Origin of the sequence: uncultured Methanobrevibacter sp., from assembly GCF_946184425.1 — an archaeon.
GTDB lineage: Archaea > Methanobacteriota > Methanobacteria > Methanobacteriales > Methanobacteriaceae > Methanocatella.
Genome location: NZ_CAMHFP010000003.1, coordinates 67,076 through 88,405 on the forward strand (window position 1 = coordinate 67,076; position 21,330 = coordinate 88,405).

The 21,330-nt window shown below is 32.5% G+C and carries 20 protein-coding genes; 7 read left to right on the top strand and 13 right to left on the bottom strand.

The window, feature by feature from the left end; all coding sequences use genetic code 11:
* Nucleotides 1–8: 8 nt before the first annotated feature.
* The gene (locus Q0P94_RS01065; RefSeq protein WP_295112689.1) at nucleotides 9–710 is read left to right on the top strand and encodes a hypothetical protein; all 702 of its coding nucleotides are present in this window, start codon (nucleotides 9–11) and stop codon (nucleotides 708–710) included.
* Here the strand turns inward: Q0P94_RS01065 and Q0P94_RS01070 are convergent.
* The gene (locus tag Q0P94_RS01070) at nucleotides 707–1,108 is read right to left on the bottom strand and encodes an NUDIX domain-containing protein (protein ID WP_295112691.1); all 402 of its coding nucleotides are present in this window, start codon (nucleotides 1,106–1,108) and stop codon (nucleotides 707–709) included. The two genes, Q0P94_RS01065 and Q0P94_RS01070, sit on opposite strands and share 4 nt — an antisense overlap.
* Nucleotides 1,109–1,235: 127 nt before the next feature.
* Between Q0P94_RS01070 and lysA the strand changes: the two genes are divergently transcribed.
* Nucleotides 1,236–2,519, top strand: a complete 1,284-nt coding sequence (gene lysA / locus Q0P94_RS01075; protein ID WP_295112694.1) for a diaminopimelate decarboxylase — start codon at nucleotides 1,236–1,238, stop codon at nucleotides 2,517–2,519.
* A gap of 9 nt (nucleotides 2,520–2,528) precedes the next feature.
* Nucleotides 2,529–3,389 (top strand): diaminopimelate epimerase, encoded by an 861-nt coding sequence (gene dapF, locus Q0P94_RS01080; protein ID WP_295112696.1) that lies wholly within the window; start codon nucleotides 2,529–2,531, stop codon nucleotides 3,387–3,389.
* 8 nt (nucleotides 3,390–3,397) lie between these two features.
* Here the strand turns inward: dapF and Q0P94_RS01085 are convergent, their stop codons facing one another.
* From Q0P94_RS01085 to polC, 10 genes are all read right to left on the bottom strand, one after another.
* Complete coding sequence (locus tag Q0P94_RS01085; protein ID WP_295112698.1) at nucleotides 3,398–3,556, bottom strand: hypothetical protein; 159 nt, start codon at nucleotides 3,554–3,556, stop codon at nucleotides 3,398–3,400.
* Between the two features lie 11 nt (nucleotides 3,557–3,567).
* Nucleotides 3,568–4,152 (bottom strand): HemK2/MTQ2 family protein methyltransferase, encoded by a 585-nt coding sequence (locus tag Q0P94_RS01090; RefSeq protein WP_295112701.1) that lies wholly within the window; start codon nucleotides 4,150–4,152, stop codon nucleotides 3,568–3,570.
* A 5-nt stretch (nucleotides 4,153–4,157) separates the two neighbouring features.
* A complete protein-coding gene (gene rsmA / locus Q0P94_RS01095; protein WP_295112703.1) occupies nucleotides 4,158–5,030 on the bottom strand; it encodes a 16S rRNA (adenine(1518)-N(6)/adenine(1519)-N(6))-dimethyltransferase RsmA in 873 nt (290 codons plus the stop codon).
* An 8-nt stretch (nucleotides 5,031–5,038) separates the two neighbouring features.
* Entirely contained in the window at nucleotides 5,039–5,692 is a 654-nt protein-coding gene (locus Q0P94_RS01100) for a DUF655 domain-containing protein (protein WP_295112706.1), read from the bottom strand.
* A 153-nt stretch (nucleotides 5,693–5,845) separates the two neighbouring features.
* Nucleotides 5,846–6,193 (bottom strand): RNA polymerase Rpb4 family protein, encoded by a 348-nt coding sequence (locus Q0P94_RS01105; RefSeq protein WP_295112709.1) that lies wholly within the window; start codon nucleotides 6,191–6,193, stop codon nucleotides 5,846–5,848.
* Between the two features lie 5 nt (nucleotides 6,194–6,198).
* A complete protein-coding gene (locus tag Q0P94_RS01110) occupies nucleotides 6,199–6,489 on the bottom strand; it encodes a 50S ribosomal protein L21e (protein WP_295112712.1) in 291 nt (96 codons plus the stop codon).
* Nucleotides 6,490–6,722: 233 nt separating this feature from the next.
* The gene (locus Q0P94_RS01115) at nucleotides 6,723–8,402 is read right to left on the bottom strand and encodes an MATE family efflux transporter (RefSeq protein ID WP_295112716.1); all 1,680 of its coding nucleotides are present in this window, start codon (nucleotides 8,400–8,402) and stop codon (nucleotides 6,723–6,725) included.
* A 338-nt stretch (nucleotides 8,403–8,740) separates the two neighbouring features.
* A complete protein-coding gene (locus tag Q0P94_RS01120; RefSeq protein ID WP_295112719.1) occupies nucleotides 8,741–9,217 on the bottom strand; it encodes a hypothetical protein in 477 nt (158 codons plus the stop codon).
* A gap of 253 nt (nucleotides 9,218–9,470) precedes the next feature.
* Nucleotides 9,471–11,789, bottom strand: coding sequence for an anaerobic ribonucleoside-triphosphate reductase (gene nrdD, locus Q0P94_RS01125; protein ID WP_295112722.1), 2,319 nt, complete (start codon nucleotides 11,787–11,789; stop codon nucleotides 9,471–9,473).
* Between the two features lie 215 nt (nucleotides 11,790–12,004).
* Complete coding sequence (gene polC, locus Q0P94_RS01130) at nucleotides 12,005–15,307, bottom strand: DNA polymerase II large subunit (RefSeq protein WP_295112725.1); 3,303 nt, start codon at nucleotides 15,305–15,307, stop codon at nucleotides 12,005–12,007.
* A 200-nt stretch (nucleotides 15,308–15,507) separates the two neighbouring features.
* Between polC and Q0P94_RS01135 the strand changes: the two genes are divergently transcribed.
* From Q0P94_RS01135 to Q0P94_RS01145, 3 genes are read left to right on the top strand one after another with little or no spacing between them, the layout of a single operon-like run.
* Nucleotides 15,508–16,587: a hypothetical protein gene (locus tag Q0P94_RS01135; protein WP_295112728.1), complete on the top strand. Its 1,080-nt coding sequence runs from the start codon at nucleotides 15,508–15,510 to the stop codon at nucleotides 16,585–16,587.
* A 37-nt stretch (nucleotides 16,588–16,624) separates the two neighbouring features.
* On the top strand, nucleotides 16,625–17,095 hold the full coding sequence (locus Q0P94_RS01140) for a nucleoside deaminase (protein ID WP_295112730.1): 471 nt from the start codon (nucleotides 16,625–16,627) through the stop codon (nucleotides 17,093–17,095).
* Nucleotides 17,095–17,472, top strand: coding sequence for a hypothetical protein (locus Q0P94_RS01145; RefSeq protein ID WP_295112733.1), 378 nt, complete (start codon nucleotides 17,095–17,097; stop codon nucleotides 17,470–17,472). The genes Q0P94_RS01140 and Q0P94_RS01145 overlap by 1 nt, the downstream gene beginning before the upstream one ends.
* A gap of 26 nt (nucleotides 17,473–17,498) precedes the next feature.
* On the opposite strand, the gene lysS is transcribed toward Q0P94_RS01145, so the two are convergent.
* Complete coding sequence (gene lysS, locus Q0P94_RS01150) at nucleotides 17,499–19,082, bottom strand: lysine--tRNA ligase (RefSeq protein WP_295112736.1); 1,584 nt, start codon at nucleotides 19,080–19,082, stop codon at nucleotides 17,499–17,501.
* Nucleotides 19,083–19,164: 82 nt separating this feature from the next.
* Nucleotides 19,165–20,370 carry a proteasome-activating nucleotidase gene (locus Q0P94_RS01155; protein ID WP_295112780.1) on the bottom strand — a complete coding sequence of 402 codons (1,206 nt, stop codon included), beginning with the start codon at nucleotides 20,368–20,370 and terminating at the stop codon, nucleotides 19,165–19,167.
* Between the two features lie 303 nt (nucleotides 20,371–20,673).
* Between Q0P94_RS01155 and Q0P94_RS01160 the strand changes: the two genes are divergently transcribed.
* Nucleotides 20,674–21,024 carry a hypothetical protein gene (locus Q0P94_RS01160; protein ID WP_295112774.1) on the top strand — a complete coding sequence of 117 codons (351 nt, stop codon included), beginning with the start codon at nucleotides 20,674–20,676 and terminating at the stop codon, nucleotides 21,022–21,024.
* Nucleotides 21,025–21,330 lie beyond the last annotated feature (306 nt).

Below are 21,330 nucleotides of genomic sequence, written 5' to 3' on the forward strand. Positions count from 1 at the left end.
GGTTTATTATGGCAAGACAAGTGGAATATTTATGTAATACTTGCGGATACACTTATACTTCAATAGATCAAATCTTTTGGATTGATGAGGTTGGACAAGTAACTCTAAAGCCATTGGTAATGTCAACATCAGCTGAAAGTTCTAACGCTCCGGTAAAAGGATTTTTTGCAAACTATTACTGTTATGAATGTCAAAAATTTATTAATAAATTCATTATTTATAAGAAATCATCTGAACTGGATGATGGAGAAATTATTCAGCTAATTGAAAATTATAATGATAATCCCAAAATCATTCAATTTGACGATGAGTTCCAGAGATGTTTGGACTGTGGTAGTGAATTGCCTTCAAAAGCAGATTATTCATTCGCTCTGGATGTATCCGATGAATTCCATATAGGGGAAGATGACTATGACTTTTCTAATGGTGATGATTTTAAATTTGCAGGAGTTTATCATGGATATTTCTGTTCAAATTGTAAAAAACAAATTAATAAATTTGTCATTACTGAAAATAAAGCTGACTTTTCCGATTCGGATATTAAATCTGTACTTACTGAACATACTAACGATTTAACAATTTTCATTCGCCGTGATTTTGACATATGTCCGGATTGCGGTGAAGAAGTATATTATTTGAATCAAAATTCCACATGTCCAAAATGCAGAAGAGATAGTTTGACCATTGTGGGGCACATGATGGTTGATTAAATCTCCCATTTTCTTTTTTTCAATACTTTTTTAAGGGATGTTGAAATATCTAATGTTTTTATTTTTTCTAAATTTGCCCACATCCAGTCTGTATGCTCTTCACTTATTTTCACTTCTCCAGTAACATTTTCCATATACATCATTAATTGAACGGTTCTTTTGTGTGTATAGTCGTTTTGTATTGCCTCTGCGAAGTCTCCAACTTCACAATCAAGATTGGTTTCCTCTTTAATCTCTCGAACTAATGCATCGGTAAAGAACTCTCCTTTTTCTACTTTTCCACCAGGCAGTTCCCACATTTCCGGGTCGGTTCGGCTTTTGGGGTGTCTTTTTAAAATTAAGATTTCTTCATTATGATTTTTGATAATTCCTCTAACAGTTAGTCCATATGATTTCATACTATCACTAATTAATTTTATAGTTTAATGTTTAATAATTTGAACGGAAAACCTTTTTCCTTAAATAATCTTAAATAAAAGTTGGGACATAATATTATTATAATGTAACTTTTTAGGAGTTTTAATTATGGATTTAAATATTAAAGTAAACGACAAAAACCACCTTGATATAGGTGGTGCTGATGCTGTAGATATTGCAGAAGAATTTGGAACTCCAACCTTTGTAATTGATGAAAATAGGGTAAGATATAATTATAATAAATTTTATAATGCATTTTCAAAATATTATCCTGATTTTAAAGTATTTTATGCATGTAAAGCTAATACAAACCTTGCTGTCATGAAAATTTTAGAAAGTGAAGGTTGTTGCATTGATGCTGTATCTCCTGGTGAAGTTCACATTTCAAAAATGCTTGGATTTTCCGGAGATAGAATTTTATTTACAGGTAACAACATCACAAATGAAGAATTGGAATATGTTCACAATGAAGGGGTTGTCCTTAACATTGATTCAGTTTCTGCATTAAACAGATTAGCTAAAATCATTGACCCTGAAGGAGTTAAACTTTCATTCAGAGTCAATCCGATGGTAGGTGCAGGGCACCATGAACATACCATTACCGGTGGAGTAATGAGTAAATTCGGTATTATGGATAATGAAGCTAGTGAAGTTTATAAATTAGCTCAGGAATTAGGATTTAATCCAATTGGTATGCATTCTCATATCGGATCTGGAATTTTGGATCCGGAACCATTCAAATTAGCTATCGAGTCAACAATGGATATTGCGGGAAAAGTTCATGAGGATACTGGAATAGACTTTGAATTCATTGACTTCGGTGGAGGTGTGGGTGTTCCTTACACTCCTGAAGAAAATCTTTTGGATTTGGACAAATTTGCAGAAGTCAACGTTGGTTTATTTAAAGAAAAATTAGAACAGTATGGTATGGGAAATCCTACAATGTTTTTAGAACCTGGAAGATACTTAGTTGCCGATGCATGTGTTCTTCTTGTAACTGTAAACAGTGTAAAACAAAGTTACAGAAAATTCATTGGAGTGGATGCAGGTTTCAACACACTCCAAAGGCCAGCAATGTATGGTTCATACCATCATATTGTAGATGCAAGCAGGATGGATGCTCCTAATACTCAGGAAGTGGATGTTGCAGGTAATGTATGCGAATCAGGAGATTTATTTGCACGTGACAGACCTTTGCCTGATATAGAAGAAGGAGATGTTTTAGGAATCATGAATGCTGGAGCTTATGGATTTACCATGTCTTCACATTATAATTCAAGACCTTTACCTTCAGAAATATTAGTGACTGATGGAAAATGCTCTGTAATTCGTCAAAGAGAAACATTCGAAGATTTATACAAAAAACAATGTATTCCTCCACATTTAAAATAAGTTGATACTATGGTAGATTTAAAAGGATTAAAATTTTCAAAAATGCATGGAATAGGTAATGATTTCCCTATAATTGATGAAAGTAAGGGAGAAGTTATTCCTGAAGCTGATAAACCTGAAGTCTGTAGGATTTTATGCCACAGAAACTTTGGAGTAGGTGGTGACGGAGTATTATTCGTAGAACCATCTGAAGTTGCTGATATTGGATACAGAATGTTCAATCCTGATGGAAGCGAAGCTGAAATGTGTGGTAATGGTATTAGATGTTTTGGTGATTTTGTTTACAGAAAAGGTATTTTAAAACAAGAAAAAATGACTGTAGAAACTAGGGCAGGAATTAAAACTATTGAAATTACCTTGGAAAATGATGAACCTGTATTATTTAAAGTTGATATGGGGTTATCTACTTTTAAAACTCCTGAAATACCAATGACTGCTGATGTTGATGAATTTTTGGATGGTGAACTGGAAGTATTGGACACTACTTTTAATGTTACCGCCATCAGTGTAGGAAATCCTCATGCAATAATATTCGTTGACAATGTTGATGAAATCGATATCAATAAATATGGTCCTGCTATCGAAGCGCATGAAGTCTTCCCGGAAAAAATCAACGTTCACTTTGTTGAAGTTATTTCCAAAAACGAAGGTAAAATGATTACTTGGGAAAGGGGCGCTGGTGTGACTCTTGCATGTGGTACTGGAGCAACCTCAACAGCTATTTCTGGTTTTAAATTAGGTTTATTTGATGAAGATATTTTGCTCCACTTGCCTGGCGGGGACTTAAATTTCAACATATATGAAAAAGAAGATGAGCTTGGAGCTTTCATGAAAGGTCCAGCTACACTTGTTTTTGATGGAGAATTTTAATTCTCCTTTTAATTATTTTTTCTGACAAATCCAGTAATCATCATCAATACAGCTATAATAATCAGCAGTATGCCTAAATATGCATATTTTTTTGTTATTGCAAGGAATATTATTGCAATTATTAAAAAAATTATCCCGGATATTATTGATTTCATTCCACTATTCATTTTTTCATCTCCTATATTTTGTATGCATTAATTAATGTTATATCTTCAAAAAAGAAATGTTCTGATGCAGCTATTTCTGCAATAAATCCTAATTCATCTAATTTTGCTAATGTTTCATCATTGCCCGAAAGTGAAGACTGTATCATCTGGACAATTCCTCCATCATTTAAATGATTTCTCACTTCATCTAAAAACATGTCAATAACTTTCCGTCCATTTAATCCTCCATCAAATGCATAATTTATAGTGTTTTCTAAAACTTCCTCATCTTCAGTAGGTAAATATGGAGTATTAAATAAAATTACATCAAACTTTCTGTTTTTGACAACTTCAAAAAGATTGCCCCATAAAATTTCCACGTTTTCTATGTTGTTTTCTTGGAAATTTTTTCGGGCAAGTTCACATGCATCAAAATTTATGTCGGTTACTGTTATTTTATCAGTCAGTTTTGAAGCATACATTGCAACAATTCCTGATCCTGTTCCAATTTCTAAAACACTTTGCCCTTCCTTAATTTCCAAATTATCAGCTAATAGATAACTGTCTTCGGCAGGAATATAAACATTATCATCAGTATTAATAATAAAATCTTGCATAATATCTACTCATTAAAAATAGGATTTAAATTTTTTGATAAATACATTATCTCTTCCGGAGTTAGTACAATAACTCTTTTTGAGAGATAGTCATTTATTTCGTCGTCTACAATAGCATTTAATCGTTTTTTAAGAATTTTTTTATCAATATTGCCTATGATATGTCTTGAATCAATTAATGCATTTTTAATTTTTTTATTCCTGTGTTGGAATAATGCCTTTGTAAAATTAGAATATATTTCAAAATCCTCATCTGAAATTTTATTTTCTTTTGGTGTTAATTTAACCACTGTTGAGTCAATTTTTGGTTTTGGTATGAAACTTTCTGAACTAACATCAGTCAAGGTTTCTACATTGCATCTGAAATATAACATTGCTGAAAGTCGGGAATAGTTTTTGCTTCCGACTTCACCATTCATTCTATCTGCAAATTCTTTCTGATACATTAGAATGGCCAGATCAAAATCGTAATTTAAAAATTTAAAGGTTATTGGTGATGAGATTTGATAAGGTAGATTTGAAATGATTTTATTGAATTTTGGAAAATCAACTTTTAATGCATCATCATTAATCAGTTCTACATTATCGATTTTTTCATCTTTAAGTCGTTTGGTTAAAATTTTATAGATATTTTCATCTTGTTCAATAGCTATTACTTTTTTTGCTTTTTTAGCAAGTTCAATTGTTAGTGTACCTATTCCAGTCCCTATTTCTAAAATAATATCATTTTTATCAATATTTCCAAAATTGATAATTTGATCTCGTTTATTTTTATCAATCAAGTAATTTTGGCCAAGATTCTTATTTAATGTTATCCCATGTTGATTTAAAATGTTTTTAGTAATTTTAGATAAAGATTGGGAGGTATCACTAGTCAATTTATCACTTATTTTCTTGGTTTTCTCTGTCTTCTTTGTGGTTTCCTTTGAGGTCTAGGAGCTTGTGTAAACAAATTATATTTGTTTTTTCCTCGTTTAGGAGTTGAAGTGTCGAGTTCTTGTTGCACTCTTTTTGTAATCATTCCTGCAGGATCTGCTAAATTAGGAAGCCTTTGTGAAAAGTCTTCAAAGCTTTCAAAAGGTTTTTCTTCTCTTGCTTCAATAATTTCCCACATGTATTTTTTACCAATTCCTGGAATTAACTCTAACTTGTGGAGCCTTGTACTTAATGCTTCAGCAGTGTTGAAAAATTCAACGAATTTTTCTTCTTGTGATTCAACAATATCGCGAATTGCATATTCTAATTCGATTCTACTTGTTGCAGTTAAGTTTTCAAAATCTAATCTTCCAAGAACTCTATATATTTTGTCTCTTTTTTCTTTTCCAATATATACAGTGTCTTGTATTTCTAAATCTACTCCGGTTTTGGGAGCTAATTCTAGTAAAGTGAATTGTTCTGTACCAATAGCTTGAGCAATAGCTTTTCCACCAAATTTGGACATATCGGATTTGACATATCCACGACTTAAATAGTCAAGTACAACAGCATATTCTTCTTTTTTAACTGTTGGTCCTTTATTATTATTGTTTTTATTATCCATGTTATCACTTCACTATTGTTTTATTATCAAAAATTGACTAAAGATAAACTTATTAATAAATTTTATTTTTAAATGTAATAAACATATCTAAAAAAAGTTAGTAATAGCTAATAAAATAAGTAAAATAATAAAAAAAGAGAATAGTTTTAAGAACTATTCATCAATATCATATTGCTCTAAAATTTCTAAAATTTCTTCCATTTCTTCTTTAGAAGGTTGATATGGTTCTTTAGCAAATATTAATCTTAAATCTGCCAAATCTTTAGGAATTAAATCTACAATATGGACAATTGCTCTAGTTCTTAAGTTTGGTAATGCTTCTTGAAGTTTTTCCATGATTTCTTCACTGTCTTCCACAGAATATCTTTTGAATCGTGAAAGATGGTTTAAAGTTAAGTTTTGTTCATAATTTAATTCATTATCATCTGAAAACTCTTCAAGAATTTCTTTTACTTTTGCGCTTGGTATTGCTTCACTTTCAATTATTTCTTTTCCGATCATAAAAATCAGTTTTGTAATTTTAAGTGGTCTGGTCTAACAATTAATTCTTTAGCTTTGTTTCCATCTTTTAATGATATGATGTAAGCTTTTCCTTTTTGACCAGTGACTTTACCAGTTTTTCCATGGAATCTAGGAGCTGGTTGTCCTTTTTGAATACTTGGGTTAATTGTAATGTGAACTAAATCTCCTTCTTCAAATTTTTGAAGTCTGTTTGTAATTGGGTTAGTTCTACCTGGCCTTTGTACTTTAGTCATTTTTTTTCTTGATCTACTTTTTAATCCTCTTGATCTTTGCATTATATAACCTCTTATCAGTTCGTCTGGGTATGAATCTATGTTATCAGCGACCTAGTATTAAAAAAGCCCATAAATACTAGTAACATAGAATGTGAAAATAACTATTACCATCAGTGATATGATAATATTATAATTTTAGTTTAATGGTATTAATATACTTTTAGTTTTTTTGTTATTATTATAAAATTTTCAATTTAAAATTTAAAATAAAAAAAGTAAAGCTAAATAAATATTTAGCTTTTATCCATAACATATTCAATTGTATTGAATCCTAAGACTTCCGCATATTTAAGGAGGTCTTTTGGGAAGTTATTTTTCAAATGTTTGAGATTTTCATGCTCCCCGTCGTACTTGATGTCAAGGTGTATATTGTCATCATAATCAATGACCAGCACTTCCACATATGTATCATGAGGGTTTGTATCAAAAATCACATCAAAAATCTTATTTGCATTGCTACAGAATTCATCGTCAGCATTCAAGTTTTTCAAATGCTGTATACATTCTTCCCGTGCATTGATATCGTTATCTGTTAAAACAAAGTTTTTGGTTTTAGGAATCAATGCCTCTTCAATAAAGAATAATCCACTGTATTTAGATTCTCTTTTTTGAATTACTTTAACGATAATTACAATAAGAATCATTGAAATTATACAGGCTACCGGAAATCCTAGCCATATTCCGTCGGATCCTATTAGGTTATACAATACGAATACTGAAATCAATGGCAATACGAGTGTGTAAAGGGTTGAAACTGCTGTTGAGAGTACAGACCTTTCAATAGCTTCGTAATAGAATACCAATAAGTTAGGAAGTATTGACAGCAGGAAGAAGAGTGAATATAATCTAAGTGCATGTGCTGCAAATCCTGCAATATCCTTGTGGTGGAAATTATAAAGTGCCAGGAATCCTTCAGGCCATATCCATATCATTAATGTTAAAATAACTGCCGCCACTACAGAAATTATAAGTGAAATTTTAATTAAATGATTCACATTTACATAATCGTGTTTTGCATAATATATTGGAATGATTGATGTCAATGTTTCTGAAATACCCACATCGATAATACTTGCGATTACCAATGCATCCATACACAGCATGTATGTAGTCAATCCGGTATCTCCTAATGTTATAGCTAGGAAATAGTTTAATATGTAAACGAAAATCACATCAAAAACACCGATACTTGCACCAGGGAAACCTACTTTTATCATTTCCGCGCTGGTTTTGATGAATGTCTTAAGTTTAAGTGCCGCTCTGGTAAATTTGAATGTTCTTTTTGGATTGCGGGCATATAATATGCATACTGCAAGGCCTACTGTATATCCTATAAATGTTGCAAGTGAAGCTGAACTCATGCCCATACCTGAAGATAAGAATATATAATCTAAGAAGAGATTGATTACATTTGCTATTATGATTACTGCTGTTGCAAAGTTTGGCTGTCCATCTACACGGATATATTGGGTAAGTACTCCTGCAACGGTGGAAACAATAAAACATCCAAATAAATATCTAGAATATTCCAGTACTAACGGTTTGTTTGCGGGTGTTGCATGTAAAAGTGAAGCTAGGGGATCCATAAATATTACACAAAAAATGGCCATTATTAAAGAGGCAACAAAAGATAATACTATGGATACTGTAAAGTAGCGATTACTTCCTTCCGTATCGAATTCTGCTTTTTTGTTTAATGCTAAAATTTGACCTCCAAGTCCAAATAACCATTCAAAAACAGTTACTAATAATATCACTGGTTCTAAAACTTCAATTGCTCCAACTGCATATTCACCAATAAAAATACCCACGAAAACACTATCGACAACAGAACTTATGTTCAATGCCATTACAATAAGCATTGTGGGCAATAATAATTCCTTAAATTTACTATTTGCTATTTTAAAATTCATTCAAATTCACCTTAAGTTAATCAAGTAATGCACATTATCATTTGAGATATCTTCATCCATTCAGCAAGTTAAATTTATGATGGATTTTCACTATCTCTGTCAAATCTGTATTTTTGATTATTGTTAAGATTTATTTTTTTATTAAGTTAAATATTTATTGTTTTATTCAATTTTACCGATAATATATGAATAAATTTAAAAAATGAATTGTAAATATAACTGCATGTAAATTATATAGGATAATGTTAATTAAAAAAATTGGAATGCTAATTTCATTCATTAAAAAATTAAAAAATGTGACTGAGTCACATTCTAAAAAAAAGTTTTAAACAAAAGTTTTATTTTATTACAGATTCGATATCTGCTTCAGTTGGTGCTTTAATTTCAACTATTTTACCGTCAACACTATAATCGAAAATTGCATTATCCTCGTTTTGGGTGAGGAATCCTTTATGGCCAGCAATAGTTTTTGAATTATTGCCGGTTAAATTTTCAAATTCGCCGTCATCAGCGAAGAATGTTTTAACGATGATGGTAGTGTTGTCTTTAGTAAGTTCGGTAAGTGATACTTTACAAGGTTCACCACATAATTCTGTTTGATTTGCTAATAATCTGCCAGTTTCATTTTCTTTAAATCCATTAGGAATTTTGAATTCTACTCCTTGAATGGTAAGTTTATCATTTTCTATTGTTATGTCTCCACCATCAGTATTTGATTCGCTTCCAAATGAAAAATTAAATCCCTCAGCGCTAACAGCACTAATAGATACTCCAATTGCAATCAATGCAATTAAAACAATCATTATCTTTTTCATAAAATCACCTATTTATACATTGTTTTATTGATTATATGAGAATAATTATATAAATAGTTATCCTTGCTTTGATAACTTTTAAATATTTCAACAATATATCTTTTAATTTGTTAGAATACATATTTAATAATTATATTCATTTAATTTTATTCAAAATATTAAAAAGTGAGAGTATGGTAATTTCCTAATATTTAATATTGGTGTTGTTTGATGGTTTGTAAAAAAAATAAGGTGGAATAAGATAACTAGGTATCTAGTTATCTTCAAATCTTCTTCTGTCAATTAGTTCTTGACGTTTACCAGGGTTCCATCCGCCAGAAGCGGATTTTGCACGTCCTACTTGTTGCACGTATCCGGTAATTCTGTCATACCATTCTACATCTTCGCTTTCACCGCAAGTAGGGCAGGTTGTGTTTAATCCTTTCATTAAAGTTTTACATTTAAGACAGAAACTTAATGCGGAACTGTAAGCCCAGAATCCGATATCGGATTTTTTAGCAATTTTATTTGTTAAACTCATTAAGGAATCTGGATCAGAGTAGGATTCTCCCATGAATGCATGGAAGATGTGTCCTCCAGGAGTTAAGCTGTGGTATTGTTCTTCAATTTTGATTTTTTCAATTAATGAAGCACCGGTGTCCACTGGTACGTGTGAAGAGTTGGTGTAGTAGTTAGCATTTCCTTCACCTTGTACGATAGCCTGGTCTCCGAATTGTTTTTTGTCAAGTGTTGCAAACCTGTATGCAGTAGATTCTGCAGGGGTTTGTAAAACAGACCATCTGAGTCCAGTTTCTTCTTGTAATTTTTTAGCTCTTGCATTAACGTATTCGAGACATTTTACACCAAATTTGTTTGCATCTGGGTTTTCGATACCTTCGCCGAATAAGGATAATAACATTTCGTTAAGTCCAACGAAACCAAAGGATAATGTTGAATTTTGGATTCTGTAATATGAATCTTCAGCAACTTGTTGTTTTAAGAATGGTAAGATGTGGAAATCGTTTAAACATTTTAATCCTTGTTCTCTTCTGAGCATTAAGGTTTCTACTGCTAAATCCATATATTCATCTAAGTATTCAAATACTTGGGTTTCGTCTTTGGATTGGTATCCGATTCTAGGGAAGTTTAAGGTTACATATGCTAAGTTACCGGTTCTTAAACAATCTTGATCCCAGTCACCGGTCCAAGTATCTTGTAGACAGGTTCTGCATCCCATGTAGTTTGCCATTTTTCCTCTGTATTCTGGGAACATATTTACAAAGTAGGATGAACCGTATTTTGCAGATAACTCGTGAACTAATCTGATGTCATCTTCATATTCGCTGGTCATTGTTTCAGGTCTTAAGGTGTAAATAGTATTTGGGAATAAATGAGGTTTACCTTCATTATCACCAGCAAGTAAAGTTTCAGTAAATGCTCTTTGGATTAATCTGGTTTCTTCTTCAAAGTCAGCATAAGTTCCAACTACTTTACCTTTAGGTCCGTATGCAGTTTCGTCTTTTAAGAAATCCGGAACACCAAATTCCAATGCCATACTTGTGAATGGCACTTGTGATCCTCTTGCGGCATATGCCATGTTTAAGTTGTAAACAAGCATTTGTACAGATTGTTTGATTTCATCATATGTTCTTCCTCTTGCAAATGGTGCAACAAATACGTTCCAAAGGGACATTCCTTGTCCTCCAGACATGTTTTGTTGTGCTGCGAGCATGATTTCACCAGTATGGTTCATTAAAGTTTCCATATGGTTTGGTGCTCCTGCAATGGAGGTGTGGTCACCAGTACCGTCTACTTTAAGTCCGTATCTGATGAATGTTCTGATATCGTGTTGCATACAGTTTAATGGCCTTCCTGCGAAAAATTCTAAATCGTGAATGTGAATGTCTCCAGCCATATGTGCATCTGCTAAATGTGATGGGAGCATTTTTAATAATGCATATTGTTTTAATGCTTCGTCTGCTACATGTTTGTGGATACTTTCTGGGTTATGGATCATATTTGCGTTATCTCTGTTACCGTTTTCAATTAATGAAGTAATGTTGTATACTGGAATACCTAAACGAGTGTAACGGCTTCTTAAATCTTCTAATCCGTATTCAATTAATTTTGTGTTAACCATTTCCCTAATCATTGGAGCGGTTAAATATTCAACATTTAATTTTTTAAGTTCTTTCCAGGTTTCAGTAGCAATTTCAAAAGCAGTTTCTTGGCTAGCACCGGTTTCTTCAATCAAAGTATTTGCAATTTTAGATAAATCGAATGCTTCGATTGTATCTCTGGAAGTACGTACTTTTAATTGGGTACTTGCTAAATATTTGTTTGCGATTTCACTGTCGATGTTTTCTAAACATTCGTAAACAATTTTTTTAATTTCTTTAGTTGTGATTCCGTCGTATAATTGTGATACAACAGTTGCAATAATCTTATCAGATTCAAAAAATGGTGTTTCAACCATTACTAAAGATTTAACTAATTTTTCATAACTAAATCTTTCTTTAATTCCGTTATTTTTTTCTACGTTTATTTTAACGGATTCATTTAAATTATTTCCGATTTCTGAACTTCTTTCCATATTATCCACCTTATTTTTTTTAACTATAATTATATTGAATTTAATTGTATAAATATTGTTCGTATTTGCACGAACATAATATAGTCAATACTTTGAATTTTTTAGTATATAAATCGTTCGTCTTGCATCGAACAATATTTATATACTCTGAAATTTATTATGTATTTGCTATTAAAAATTAAATGCCCGAGAGCATTTGAAAAGTAATTGGTTCTTTAGAAAAATATATCTAAAGAACTTTGTTTTGATTTATCACTTTCAAAAAGCGAGTTAATACCAAATTCTTGGATTTCAAGACGTTGTTCCAGATAATGGGAAACGGGATATCTATTAACCAGGTCTCTTGAAATTTCAAGATATTTTGTAACTGACCCTTTTGAAACTGAAAGAATTAAATTTCCTCCACATTTTTGGCATTTTCCTGTAAGTGGCATTCTACGATATTTTGATCCGCATTTGGTGCATCTGACCTTTTGTTTGGAAAATGCTCTGGAATTGCCCATAATGTCAGGCAAAAAGTGGGATGATAAAACTTTTTCAACAACTCCTCTTTGATCAACCGCCCTAATTTTTTCAGCAAGACTGATTTGGGCCTCAACTTTTTCTCTCATTGATGGCAATCTTTTATAAAGACATACTGTAGGTCCCGCATGAATGCTTGAGGTATGATGTGAGAACATTAATCCTTCATACTGCTCAGGTGTTCCTAAATGCATTTCTACATTATCAATATATTCTAGAACCTCTGCCGGTTTGTGAGGGGTATAGGTCTCTTCATAGAATTCAACAGGGAATCTTTCAAAAATATCCAGGTTGTGTGATTCATCATCTATCTCTTCAGGGTCGATTCTTGAAGATAAAACTAAAGGAGCATCCATACTTCCTCCTCTAGTGTTAGGAAGGTATGTTTTTGAAAAGTTTATTAAAGCATCTAAAAGTAGCATTATAGCATCTTCGTCACTGTCACAATTCCTACGTTTTGCAGAGTGGAAGTAAGGGTGAGCATAACAGCCCAATGCTTTTGTAAAACCGACAATTCTTCCGAGAACTCCTGCGGAAGTGTGCGGTGCAAGACCTGCCACTAAATGTCCAATCAAATCACTTTTTTCATTAACATTATAAAATGGCTCCATATCATAATAACGTGTAAGTTCATCATCAATGAATTTGGCAGTTCTCAGTAGATAATCTCCGCAGTTGTCTGAAATAACAATGTCCTGGACTCTAAGTTCAACGATTTGATTCTCATTTTCGATAGGATTTCCATAACAGTCCTTTTCATAACCCATTTCATGGAGCTTTTCAACTGTCACTCCAATTTCTTTAGGAATGAAATGTGTCAAAGGCAAGTCAGTTGAGTCGTGACGTATAGTCCCGTCTTTAAATGTAAATACTTCATTTTTAGCTCTTAATATTCCTTTTTCAAGAGGTTCTGGTAATTTGGCCTCGGAAATCATTCCGACAACTCCTTTTACTTCATCCACTCTTCTCACTTTAACATTGTCTGATGCTTTTTTAAGCATACTTGCAAGTGGAATATTTTTTGAACTTGGTGAACTGATTTCGGTCGGATGACCGCATTCTGGACAGAGTGAATTGTAAGAGCTAAGTCCACAGCTTGGATTTGTACATTTTCTTCTTGATAATTCAACTTTAATATTTCCTTTCTTAGCCGCAGTTGCTATTAATCTTCTAGAACCACCATAATTGCCGATAGGGAATAATCCATGTGGGGCAGGTTTCATTAATCTTTCTTTTGATTTTTCAGGCCTACCTACACGTGTACCAATGTATGCAGGAGCTTTATTCTTGATTTCAACTGGGGATACCTCATTTATCGCTTCAATGGTGGTTGATTTTTGAGGTAATCTTTTAGGCAATGTTATAACTAATGCATAAGAATGGTCTTTATCTATAATAATTTTGCCATCACGGACAATATGGGGAACACCAATAATTTCAAGGGTTCTTTTTTGATAGGACAATTCTAATTCAAGCTCTTCACCTGGACTGTAATTAATTTTATGTTTGTTTATCAGGTCAATAAGAGAGTTTAAATCTGTAATTGTCACGTCATTATAACAATAAGTGTATTTTGGGTGAAGTGGTATGTTATAATTCTTTGATAAAGTAAATGCCTCGATTGCAGTTAAATATTCATATTCAAGTTTGTATAAATCTAAATCATTATTGTCTTTATCATAGTTTTCGCTTCTGGTCAGTAGTTGAATCCACCATTCCTCACACCATCCTGATGGATATAACGGCTGGTTATTTCTTAAAAATTCTCCAAATGCCACAAGCATGTCTCCTAGGAATAAGATTTCAACTACATCCTTTTTAACTTCACGTGCCTGTTTCACACTGTCAATGATTACAACGTCTCCATTTTTAAGCTTTACGACAGGTCCTTCAATAGAATCCACTGGAACAACACAGTTACCTTTTCCGGGATATTCAATTTTAAGTTGTGTTCCAACTGCTAAAAATTCCAGCAATGCCATTGTTGCCGGATGAACACCCATTGTAGCAAGACCAGTATTTCGGCTTCTTCCGTATCTAAGTCTGAACGCTCCTTTTTCAGAAGGATATCCTAAAATAGGTCTTCCGCCGATAATATCCTGAATGTATTTAGGTTCGCTGATGATATCGGAGTCTCCGTCATCATCTCCTTTCGAATCATCTTTTTTAGGTTTGGAATATTCTGTAAGCCATTCCCAGTTAAGGCCTAATTTATTGGAAATTTTGTGTATCTTCTTTGATTTTTGGATAACTCCTTCAACCATCGCAAGAAGTGCTCCTCCACGAATATTATTGGTTTCAACACGTTCTAAATCTCTGTGGGATACTTCAACTTGATCAGTCTGTTCTCCGGTTACCTCTACAGGTATATTGTTTGCAGCGAATCTCACTTCTTCTGGTGTTGGTGAGTATTGTAGATTTGTAACCTCAGATTCGTAAAGTTCAACTTCCTCCACATATCTTTCAATTTCATCTTCTATTGGTTTAAATGCATCAATATTAATTGCTCTTCTGATTTTATCTCCTAAAAGAACTGAAAGTGCCGCTGCTGTACCTCCAGCACTTCTGATAGGTCCTGCAAAATAAACTCCAATATATTTGGTTCCGTCGAAATTATCTTTAATTTTTACTTGTGAAATTCCTTCAAGCGGTGCAGCTACTACTCCTTCAGTAAGAATAGCTAGTGCAGTTCTTAAACCTTGGTCACATCTTTGCTCTTCATTCCATTCTGCCTTTTCACCAGTAAGTTCAAATTTTCCTGATGCAATTTCAGCAGCAATTTCAAAAGCAACAGATTCCCTATCCATATTTTTCTCTAATTCTTTGATACGATTCGCAACTCCTTCAGGACCAACAAGCCCTTCTACTCTTTCAGCTAAATCCTTTGCAAGAGGTACTTCAGTTTTTGTTTCAACATCCAATCCCTTTGATCTAGCTTCATTAGCTATGTCATATAGGTGATGGGTTTCAGCTTCTAATCTGTCAAAATAATCCATTTTATCGCCACAAATTATAAAATTAATTCAGTATATAATTATTGATTTTCATAATATTAATAATATTTGCAAGTGCTGAATTATGAAAAAATTTCTAAAATAAATTTTGATAAATTTTAAATATACAGTAAAAGAAAATTTTATTTTTAGTATACTGATAGTTGAACTTAATATTTAATATTGCTATTTCGGTGATATAAATGTCTGATAAAAAACCTATTAATGCCATGTATGGCTCTAAAATGAGTTTAAATCTTGATAAAATTAAAAATAAGAAGTCTAAAGAAGAAAAAATAGTTGAAGAAACTCCTGTTGAGCAAATTAATGAAACTATTGAGGAAACTCCTGTTCAAGAGGTTGTTGAGGAGTCTTCTGCTGAGGTAGAAGTTGTTGAGGAAGTTCCTGCAGAGGTTGTTGAGGAGTCTTCTGCTGAGGAAGATGTTATTGAGGAAGTTCCTGCAGAGGTTGTTGAGGAGTCTTCTGCTGAGGAAGATGTTATTGAGGAAACTAAAGAAAATCCTGAACAAAATAAAACTGTTGAAACTTCTGTAGATTCTGATGTTGTTTCTAAACTGAAAAATGAAATTTCTGAAAAATCTAAAAAACTCTCCAATCAATCAAGTGAGCTTAATTATTTAACTAATAAGGTCATTCCTAAACTCAAGAAAGAAAATTCTGAATTGAAAAGTGTAAAAATGGAATTGACTGAAGCTTTAGAAAAAACTACTAGGAAATACTTCGATCAGTTAGATATTAGTGCAGATTTAAGTAATAAAATCGGAAAACTCGGTGCGGAGGGTGCTGTTAATAAAGTAAGGGCAGACAAATTAGAATCTGAATTGGAAACCATCAAGTCAGATTATGAAACTAAAATTGCTGATTTGAAAGAAGAATTAAATTCTAAAGATGTTCATGAATTAGAAAAATTAAAAGAACAAAATAGTAATTTAAAAGAAAGAATTTCAGATTTAAATGAAAAAATTGACAGTGCAAAAGCTGAAAATCTTGAACTCACTTCAGAAATTAATGAGTTAAGACAAGATTTAATTGAAATAGGTAATTATAAAGAAGAAATTGATAAAAATAATAAGGAAACTATTTCTAATTATAAAGAAGAAATTTCAAGTCTTACAACTCAATTAAAAGTCAAAGAAAGTAGTTATGATAAATTATCTAACGAAACAAATAAAACAATTTCTGATTTAAGAAAACAAGTTAAAAAACTTGAAGATGCATTAGAAAAAGAATCCAACAAAGGATTGTTTAATAGATTTAAATAGATGATTAATTCATCTATTCATATTTTCTTTTTTTAAGATGATTGATGATACTTATTTTATGGATGAAGCTATTAAGGAAGCTCAAAAGTCTTTAACGGAGGGTGGAATTCCAATTGGGGCTGTTCTTGTTAAAGATGGTGAAATCATATCTAGGGGTCATAATAGACTAATTCAAAATGATTCTGTATTGTTGCATGCTGAAATGGATGCAATTGAAAATGCGGGACGTCTTGATTATGATGATTATATACACTGTACATTGTACACTACACTTTCACCATGTCCAATGTGTTCTGGGGCCGTGATTTTATATAATATTCCTCGGGTTGTAATTGGAGAGAATACTACTTTGATGGGTGCTGAAAATTTATTAAAATGCAATAATGTTGAGGTAGTTGTTTTAAATGATGTAAGATGTAGAGATTTATTTTTAAAATTCGCATGCAATAACCCCGGTGTTTGGGAAAATGAACTTGCAAAAGTTGGAAATTCAACAGAGGTCAAATAATGGAGATAATTGTAACTGACGAGCGTGACGAGCGCTTTATAAAATTTTGTAAATCATTTGGTTGTGAAGTGGATGATCCTCAAGTAGTCTTGCTTTTAAATAGTTTTAATAAAATTGTTGGATGCACTAGTTTTAAGGTTTATGATGCTGATTCATGTGAAATTACAACACTGTTTTTAAATTCTTATGATGAAAGGGAAAAGATAGCTTATAAGTTGATTAGGCAGCTGGAAAAAATAGCTATTGATTATGAATTCAAAAGTGTTATTGTAAGCTTTGACAGTAAGGAAGATATTCTAGTAGAAATATTTGAAAAATTAGATTATTGCTTTATAGATAATTTTGTAATGAAAAAAGAGTTTAAAAGTTTAATTTAATTTTGTTTAAAAATAAAAGTTGAAGATTAAGCTTCTTGTCTTAATCTTTTTACAACAAAGTCTTTATCTAAACTTAGTAAAAATGATGCTGCTCTAGGGCCTTGTTTTTGACCAAGAATCATTTTATAAATTGCCTGGAAACCTTTTTGTGGTTTTAAACCTTGACCTTCTAAGATTTCATACATTGCATCGTGTAATACGGCTGCATCATTGAATTCGGTTTTTTCCATTAAATCCGCCAAATCACTTAAGAATTGTGTTTGTTCATCTGTTAGTGGTAATTTTGGAACTTTTTTAGTTTGCACTTGGAATTTTACGAATTTCGGTGCATAAGTATCTAACCAGTATTTCACATTGTCAACTCTTTCACGGTATTGGGTTAATTCCAACTCTGTTAATTCGCCAAATTCCTTGTCTTCAAAGCTTTTTGTTAATTGGGAGTTCCTTTTGAGAATATCAAAAATCTTTTCAAGGTCGTCTCCTGCAATTTGATAAGCATTAACCAGGAATCTGAATGGTGGTCTGAAAGGTAAAGGTGCATCAGGATTCATTTGAACTATTTCATAGATTTCTTTGAATTTTTTACCTTCTTTTTCAGATGGAGCTTCTACTTCATCGTAGAATACTTTTTCAACTGTATCGAACTGGTCAATAAAGTCTAAAAAAGGCATTTTTGGTGAGAAATCTTTTGCTTTCATCGGTTTTGACCTGAATAAGTAATAATGAAGACTTTCAGCAGGTCCTATTTTTAGCCATTCTTCAGGAGCAAAGAAAACACCATGGGATTTACTCATTGCTTCACCGTCAAGGGTAATCCATTCGTATGGCACTGGATATGGTGCAGGATAATCAAATATTTCTTCTGAAATAACGCTACTTACATCATATGATCCTCCACTTGCAGCGTGGTCTTTTCCGAATGGTTCACAAGTTGTTCCAAATATTTTCCATCTTGCAGCCCATTCCACTCTCCATGTAAGTTTACCGTTTCCGGATTTGATGTCCATTTCACCTTCATGGCCACATTCACATCTGTATTTTACAATATCTCCATCGAAATCATAAGCTTGAGTTGTGTTTACTCTTCCGCACTCTTCACAAATAGGATTATATGGGAGCCAATCATCAGCTAGTGGCTCTCTTCTGTATTGATTAAATATCTCTTTGATTCTTTCAACATTTTCAAAAGCAGTTCTTATGTAATCATTATAAATGCCTGATTGGTACATTTCAAAACCGGATTTATGTTCCATTTCAATTCCATAATCATCCATTACTGAAAGCAAAGGTTTTTCAAAGTGTTCTACAAAGTTAGCACAGCATCCGTCAGGGCATGGAATTGTAGAGTAGGGCATGCCCAAGTATTTGTCATAATCTTCAGGTAATGGATAAGGAACCTTTCTGAGTGGGTCATGGTCATCGGCAATCCAAATTGTTTTAGCTTTTTTTCCTTTTTCTCTTAATTTTTTTCCAATTCCGTTAGCTATAAATATATCGCAAGAGTTTCCAATGTGTATTGAACCTGAAATGGAGGTTCCACTTGCGATGACATGTTCTTCTACATCCATTTTGCTTAATTCATCAGCTATGTTTTCAATCCAATGTGTCATCTAAATTCACCAATATAAAAAAATAAATTATCATTAAAATAAGTTATACTAATAAATCTTTGTAGTTATTAATATAAAAAGATTATTTTAATTGTAAATTTGCTCTTGATGATTCGATAATTTTATCAATTGCATCCAGGAAATCTTTTGTTATTACAATTTTTCTATTATTTCTGATTGCAAACATTCCCGCTTCAGTACAGACAGCCTTCAAATCGGCTCCTGAAAAACTTTCTGTTATTTCGCTTATTTTGTCAAAGTTGATGTCATCTTCAACTTTCATTCTTTTGGTGTGAATTTCAAGGATGTGCTTTCTTCCGTTTTTTGTAGGATTTGGAACTTCTATAGTTCTGTCAAATCGTCCAGGTCTTAAAAGGGCATCATCCAGAATGTCAGGTCTGTTTGTAGCTCCGATAATTCCAACATCTCCTCTTGAATCGAATCCGTCAAGTTCAGCTAAAAGCTGCATCAAGGTTCTCTGGACTTCTCTGTCTGCACCGCTGGTTTCTCCCATTCTTTTTGTTCCTATTGCATCGATTTCATCGATGAAAATTATTGTAGGGGTCTTTTCACGTGCAAGTTCAAACACTTCCCTGACATATCTGGATCCTTCTCCGAGATATTTGTTTACAAACTCTGATGCCACCAGTTTTATGAATCTTGCTTTGGTTTCATTTGCTACCGCTTTTGCAAGGAGTGTTTTTCCTGTTCCCGGAGGTCCGTAGAGAAGAATTCCTTTTGGAGGGTCTATTCCAATTTCTTCAAATATTTCAGGGTGTTTTATCGGAAGCTCAACGGTTTCTCTCAGCTCTACTATCTGGTATTTGAGACCTCCGATATCTTCGTAAGTTACATTAGGCCGTTCTTCAATTTCCATTGCGGTGATGTTTTTATCTTTCTTTTTTGGAAATACGTTGACGACTGTCAAATTGGTTTGGTTCAGCGCTACTCTGGATCCAGGTTCTAATAAATCCTTATTGATTGAACCGGGGTAGTTTACAAGAAACTCATGGCCAACGTTTCCCTGGATTCCGACCTGTTTGTCATCGAATACTTCCGTTACTGTTGCAAGGATTAGTGGAGTTTTCTTGAATGAGTTGATTTCTCCTTTAAGTTCTCTGATTTTGCCTTCAAGCTGGCGGTTGTTGACATTGGATTTCAACTGTTCTCCTTCAAGACTTCTGATTTTTTCACTCAATTCTTCGATTTTGTTATTATCTTCTTTTAAGGATTCTATCAGTTCTTCTTTTGTGGCATCTTCAAGGGATTCCATGCTATCACCTTGTATTTAGATTTGTTGGGCATATTATTTTAACATTAACATTATCAGGTTCATATTTAAAAGCAATTTTTGAGTTGTGTGTGACTTCTAATTTTCAAACATAAGTTCAATGCCAAGGATTTAAACTCAAAAACTTTTCTCTCACATCTATATTTTTTAAAGTATATTTTCCCGTTTTAATAGATATTAAATATTTAAAATGCTTTATTTTTATTTTTAATTTACTTATACTCCAAGTATATGAATAAAAAGACTAATAGACAATGCTCCGGGTTGTTTTTAAGAATGAACGATAATCAAAATGAAAAAATGAGGGAATATACAATTAGTGGAAATAAGAAAGATGGTGCATATCTCTCCAATCAGGTTCGGGAATTCATATCCTGCGATAAATCTGCTCTCTATGTTAGTTCGGCGGTAGAGGAAATGATTGTCCATATTGTGGATATGAATGATGATTTGGAATGGATTGATGTAATCATTCGTTATAATGGTGAATATACTGTTATTTCAATGAAATATTCCGGAATAGGATATAATACAAATGATGATTCAAATTTCAATTGCGAGAATACTGGTATATTAAGCAGCATTTCAGACAGTATTGATAATTCTCAAATATTGGGGTTAAATAATATTGTCATGACAATTAAAATGTGATTGATGAATGTATTTTCATCTGAAATTGAATATCATAATCCATCACCATTTTTTTTTAATTTGTAGGTTTAGAAGGTTTTCATATATGGTGTATCTAAGCTTGGATTTTCTCCTATACCTTGCTTTAACAGATGTATATATCCCAATTTAAAAATCAGTGGAAATTTCAAAACGTTAATGTTAAAATTGAGTCTATTAGATTAAGAGTTAAAATAAAAAAAGAAGTAAAATAGATAGAAGTCTATCTATTTGATTAAGTCAGAATCGGATTGGTCTAACCATTCGTTAACGATTTTTACTGCACAG

Excerpts from the sequence above, each read along its gene's own strand:
- Q0P94_RS01090 (WP_295112701.1), bottom strand. The coding sequence starts at position 4,152 with ATGCAAGATTTTATTATTAATACTGATGATAATGTTTATATTCCTGCC.
- Q0P94_RS01085 (WP_295112698.1), bottom strand. The coding sequence starts at position 3,556 with ATGAATAGTGGAATGAAATCAATAATATCCGGGATAATTTTTTTAATA.
- Q0P94_RS01115 (WP_295112716.1), bottom strand. The coding sequence starts at position 8,402 with ATGAATTTTAAAATAGCAAATAGTAAATTTAAGGAATTATTATTGCCC.
- Q0P94_RS01100 (WP_295112706.1), bottom strand. The coding sequence starts at position 5,692 with ATGGATAATAAAAACAATAATAATAAAGGACCAACAGTTAAAAAAGAA.
- polC (WP_295112725.1), bottom strand. The coding sequence starts at position 15,307 with ATGGATTATTTTGACAGATTAGAAGCTGAAACCCATCACCTATATGAC.
- Q0P94_RS01110 (WP_295112712.1), bottom strand. The coding sequence starts at position 6,489 with ATGCAAAGATCAAGAGGATTAAAAAGTAGATCAAGAAAAAAAATGACT.
- lysA (WP_295112694.1), top strand. The coding sequence starts at position 1,236 with ATGGATTTAAATATTAAAGTAAACGACAAAAACCACCTTGATATAGGT.
- lysS (WP_295112736.1), bottom strand. The coding sequence starts at position 19,082 with ATGACACATTGGATTGAAAACATAGCTGATGAATTAAGCAAAATGGAT.
- Q0P94_RS01140 (WP_295112730.1), top strand. The coding sequence starts at position 16,625 with ATGATTGATGATACTTATTTTATGGATGAAGCTATTAAGGAAGCTCAA.
- Q0P94_RS01070 (WP_295112691.1), bottom strand. The coding sequence starts at position 1,108 with ATGAAATCATATGGACTAACTGTTAGAGGAATTATCAAAAATCATAAT.
- Q0P94_RS01135 (WP_295112728.1), top strand. The coding sequence starts at position 15,508 with ATGTCTGATAAAAAACCTATTAATGCCATGTATGGCTCTAAAATGAGT.
- Q0P94_RS01105 (WP_295112709.1), bottom strand. The coding sequence starts at position 6,193 with ATGATCGGAAAAGAAATAATTGAAAGTGAAGCAATACCAAGCGCAAAA.
- Q0P94_RS01160 (WP_295112774.1), top strand. The coding sequence starts at position 20,674 with ATGAGGGAATATACAATTAGTGGAAATAAGAAAGATGGTGCATATCTC.
- Q0P94_RS01145 (WP_295112733.1), top strand. The coding sequence starts at position 17,095 with ATGGAGATAATTGTAACTGACGAGCGTGACGAGCGCTTTATAAAATTT.
- Q0P94_RS01065 (WP_295112689.1), top strand. The coding sequence starts at position 9 with ATGGCAAGACAAGTGGAATATTTATGTAATACTTGCGGATACACTTAT.
- nrdD (WP_295112722.1), bottom strand. The coding sequence starts at position 11,789 with ATGGAAAGAAGTTCAGAAATCGGAAATAATTTAAATGAATCCGTTAAA.
- Q0P94_RS01120 (WP_295112719.1), bottom strand. The coding sequence starts at position 9,217 with ATGAAAAAGATAATGATTGTTTTAATTGCATTGATTGCAATTGGAGTA.
- dapF (WP_295112696.1), top strand. The coding sequence starts at position 2,529 with ATGGTAGATTTAAAAGGATTAAAATTTTCAAAAATGCATGGAATAGGT.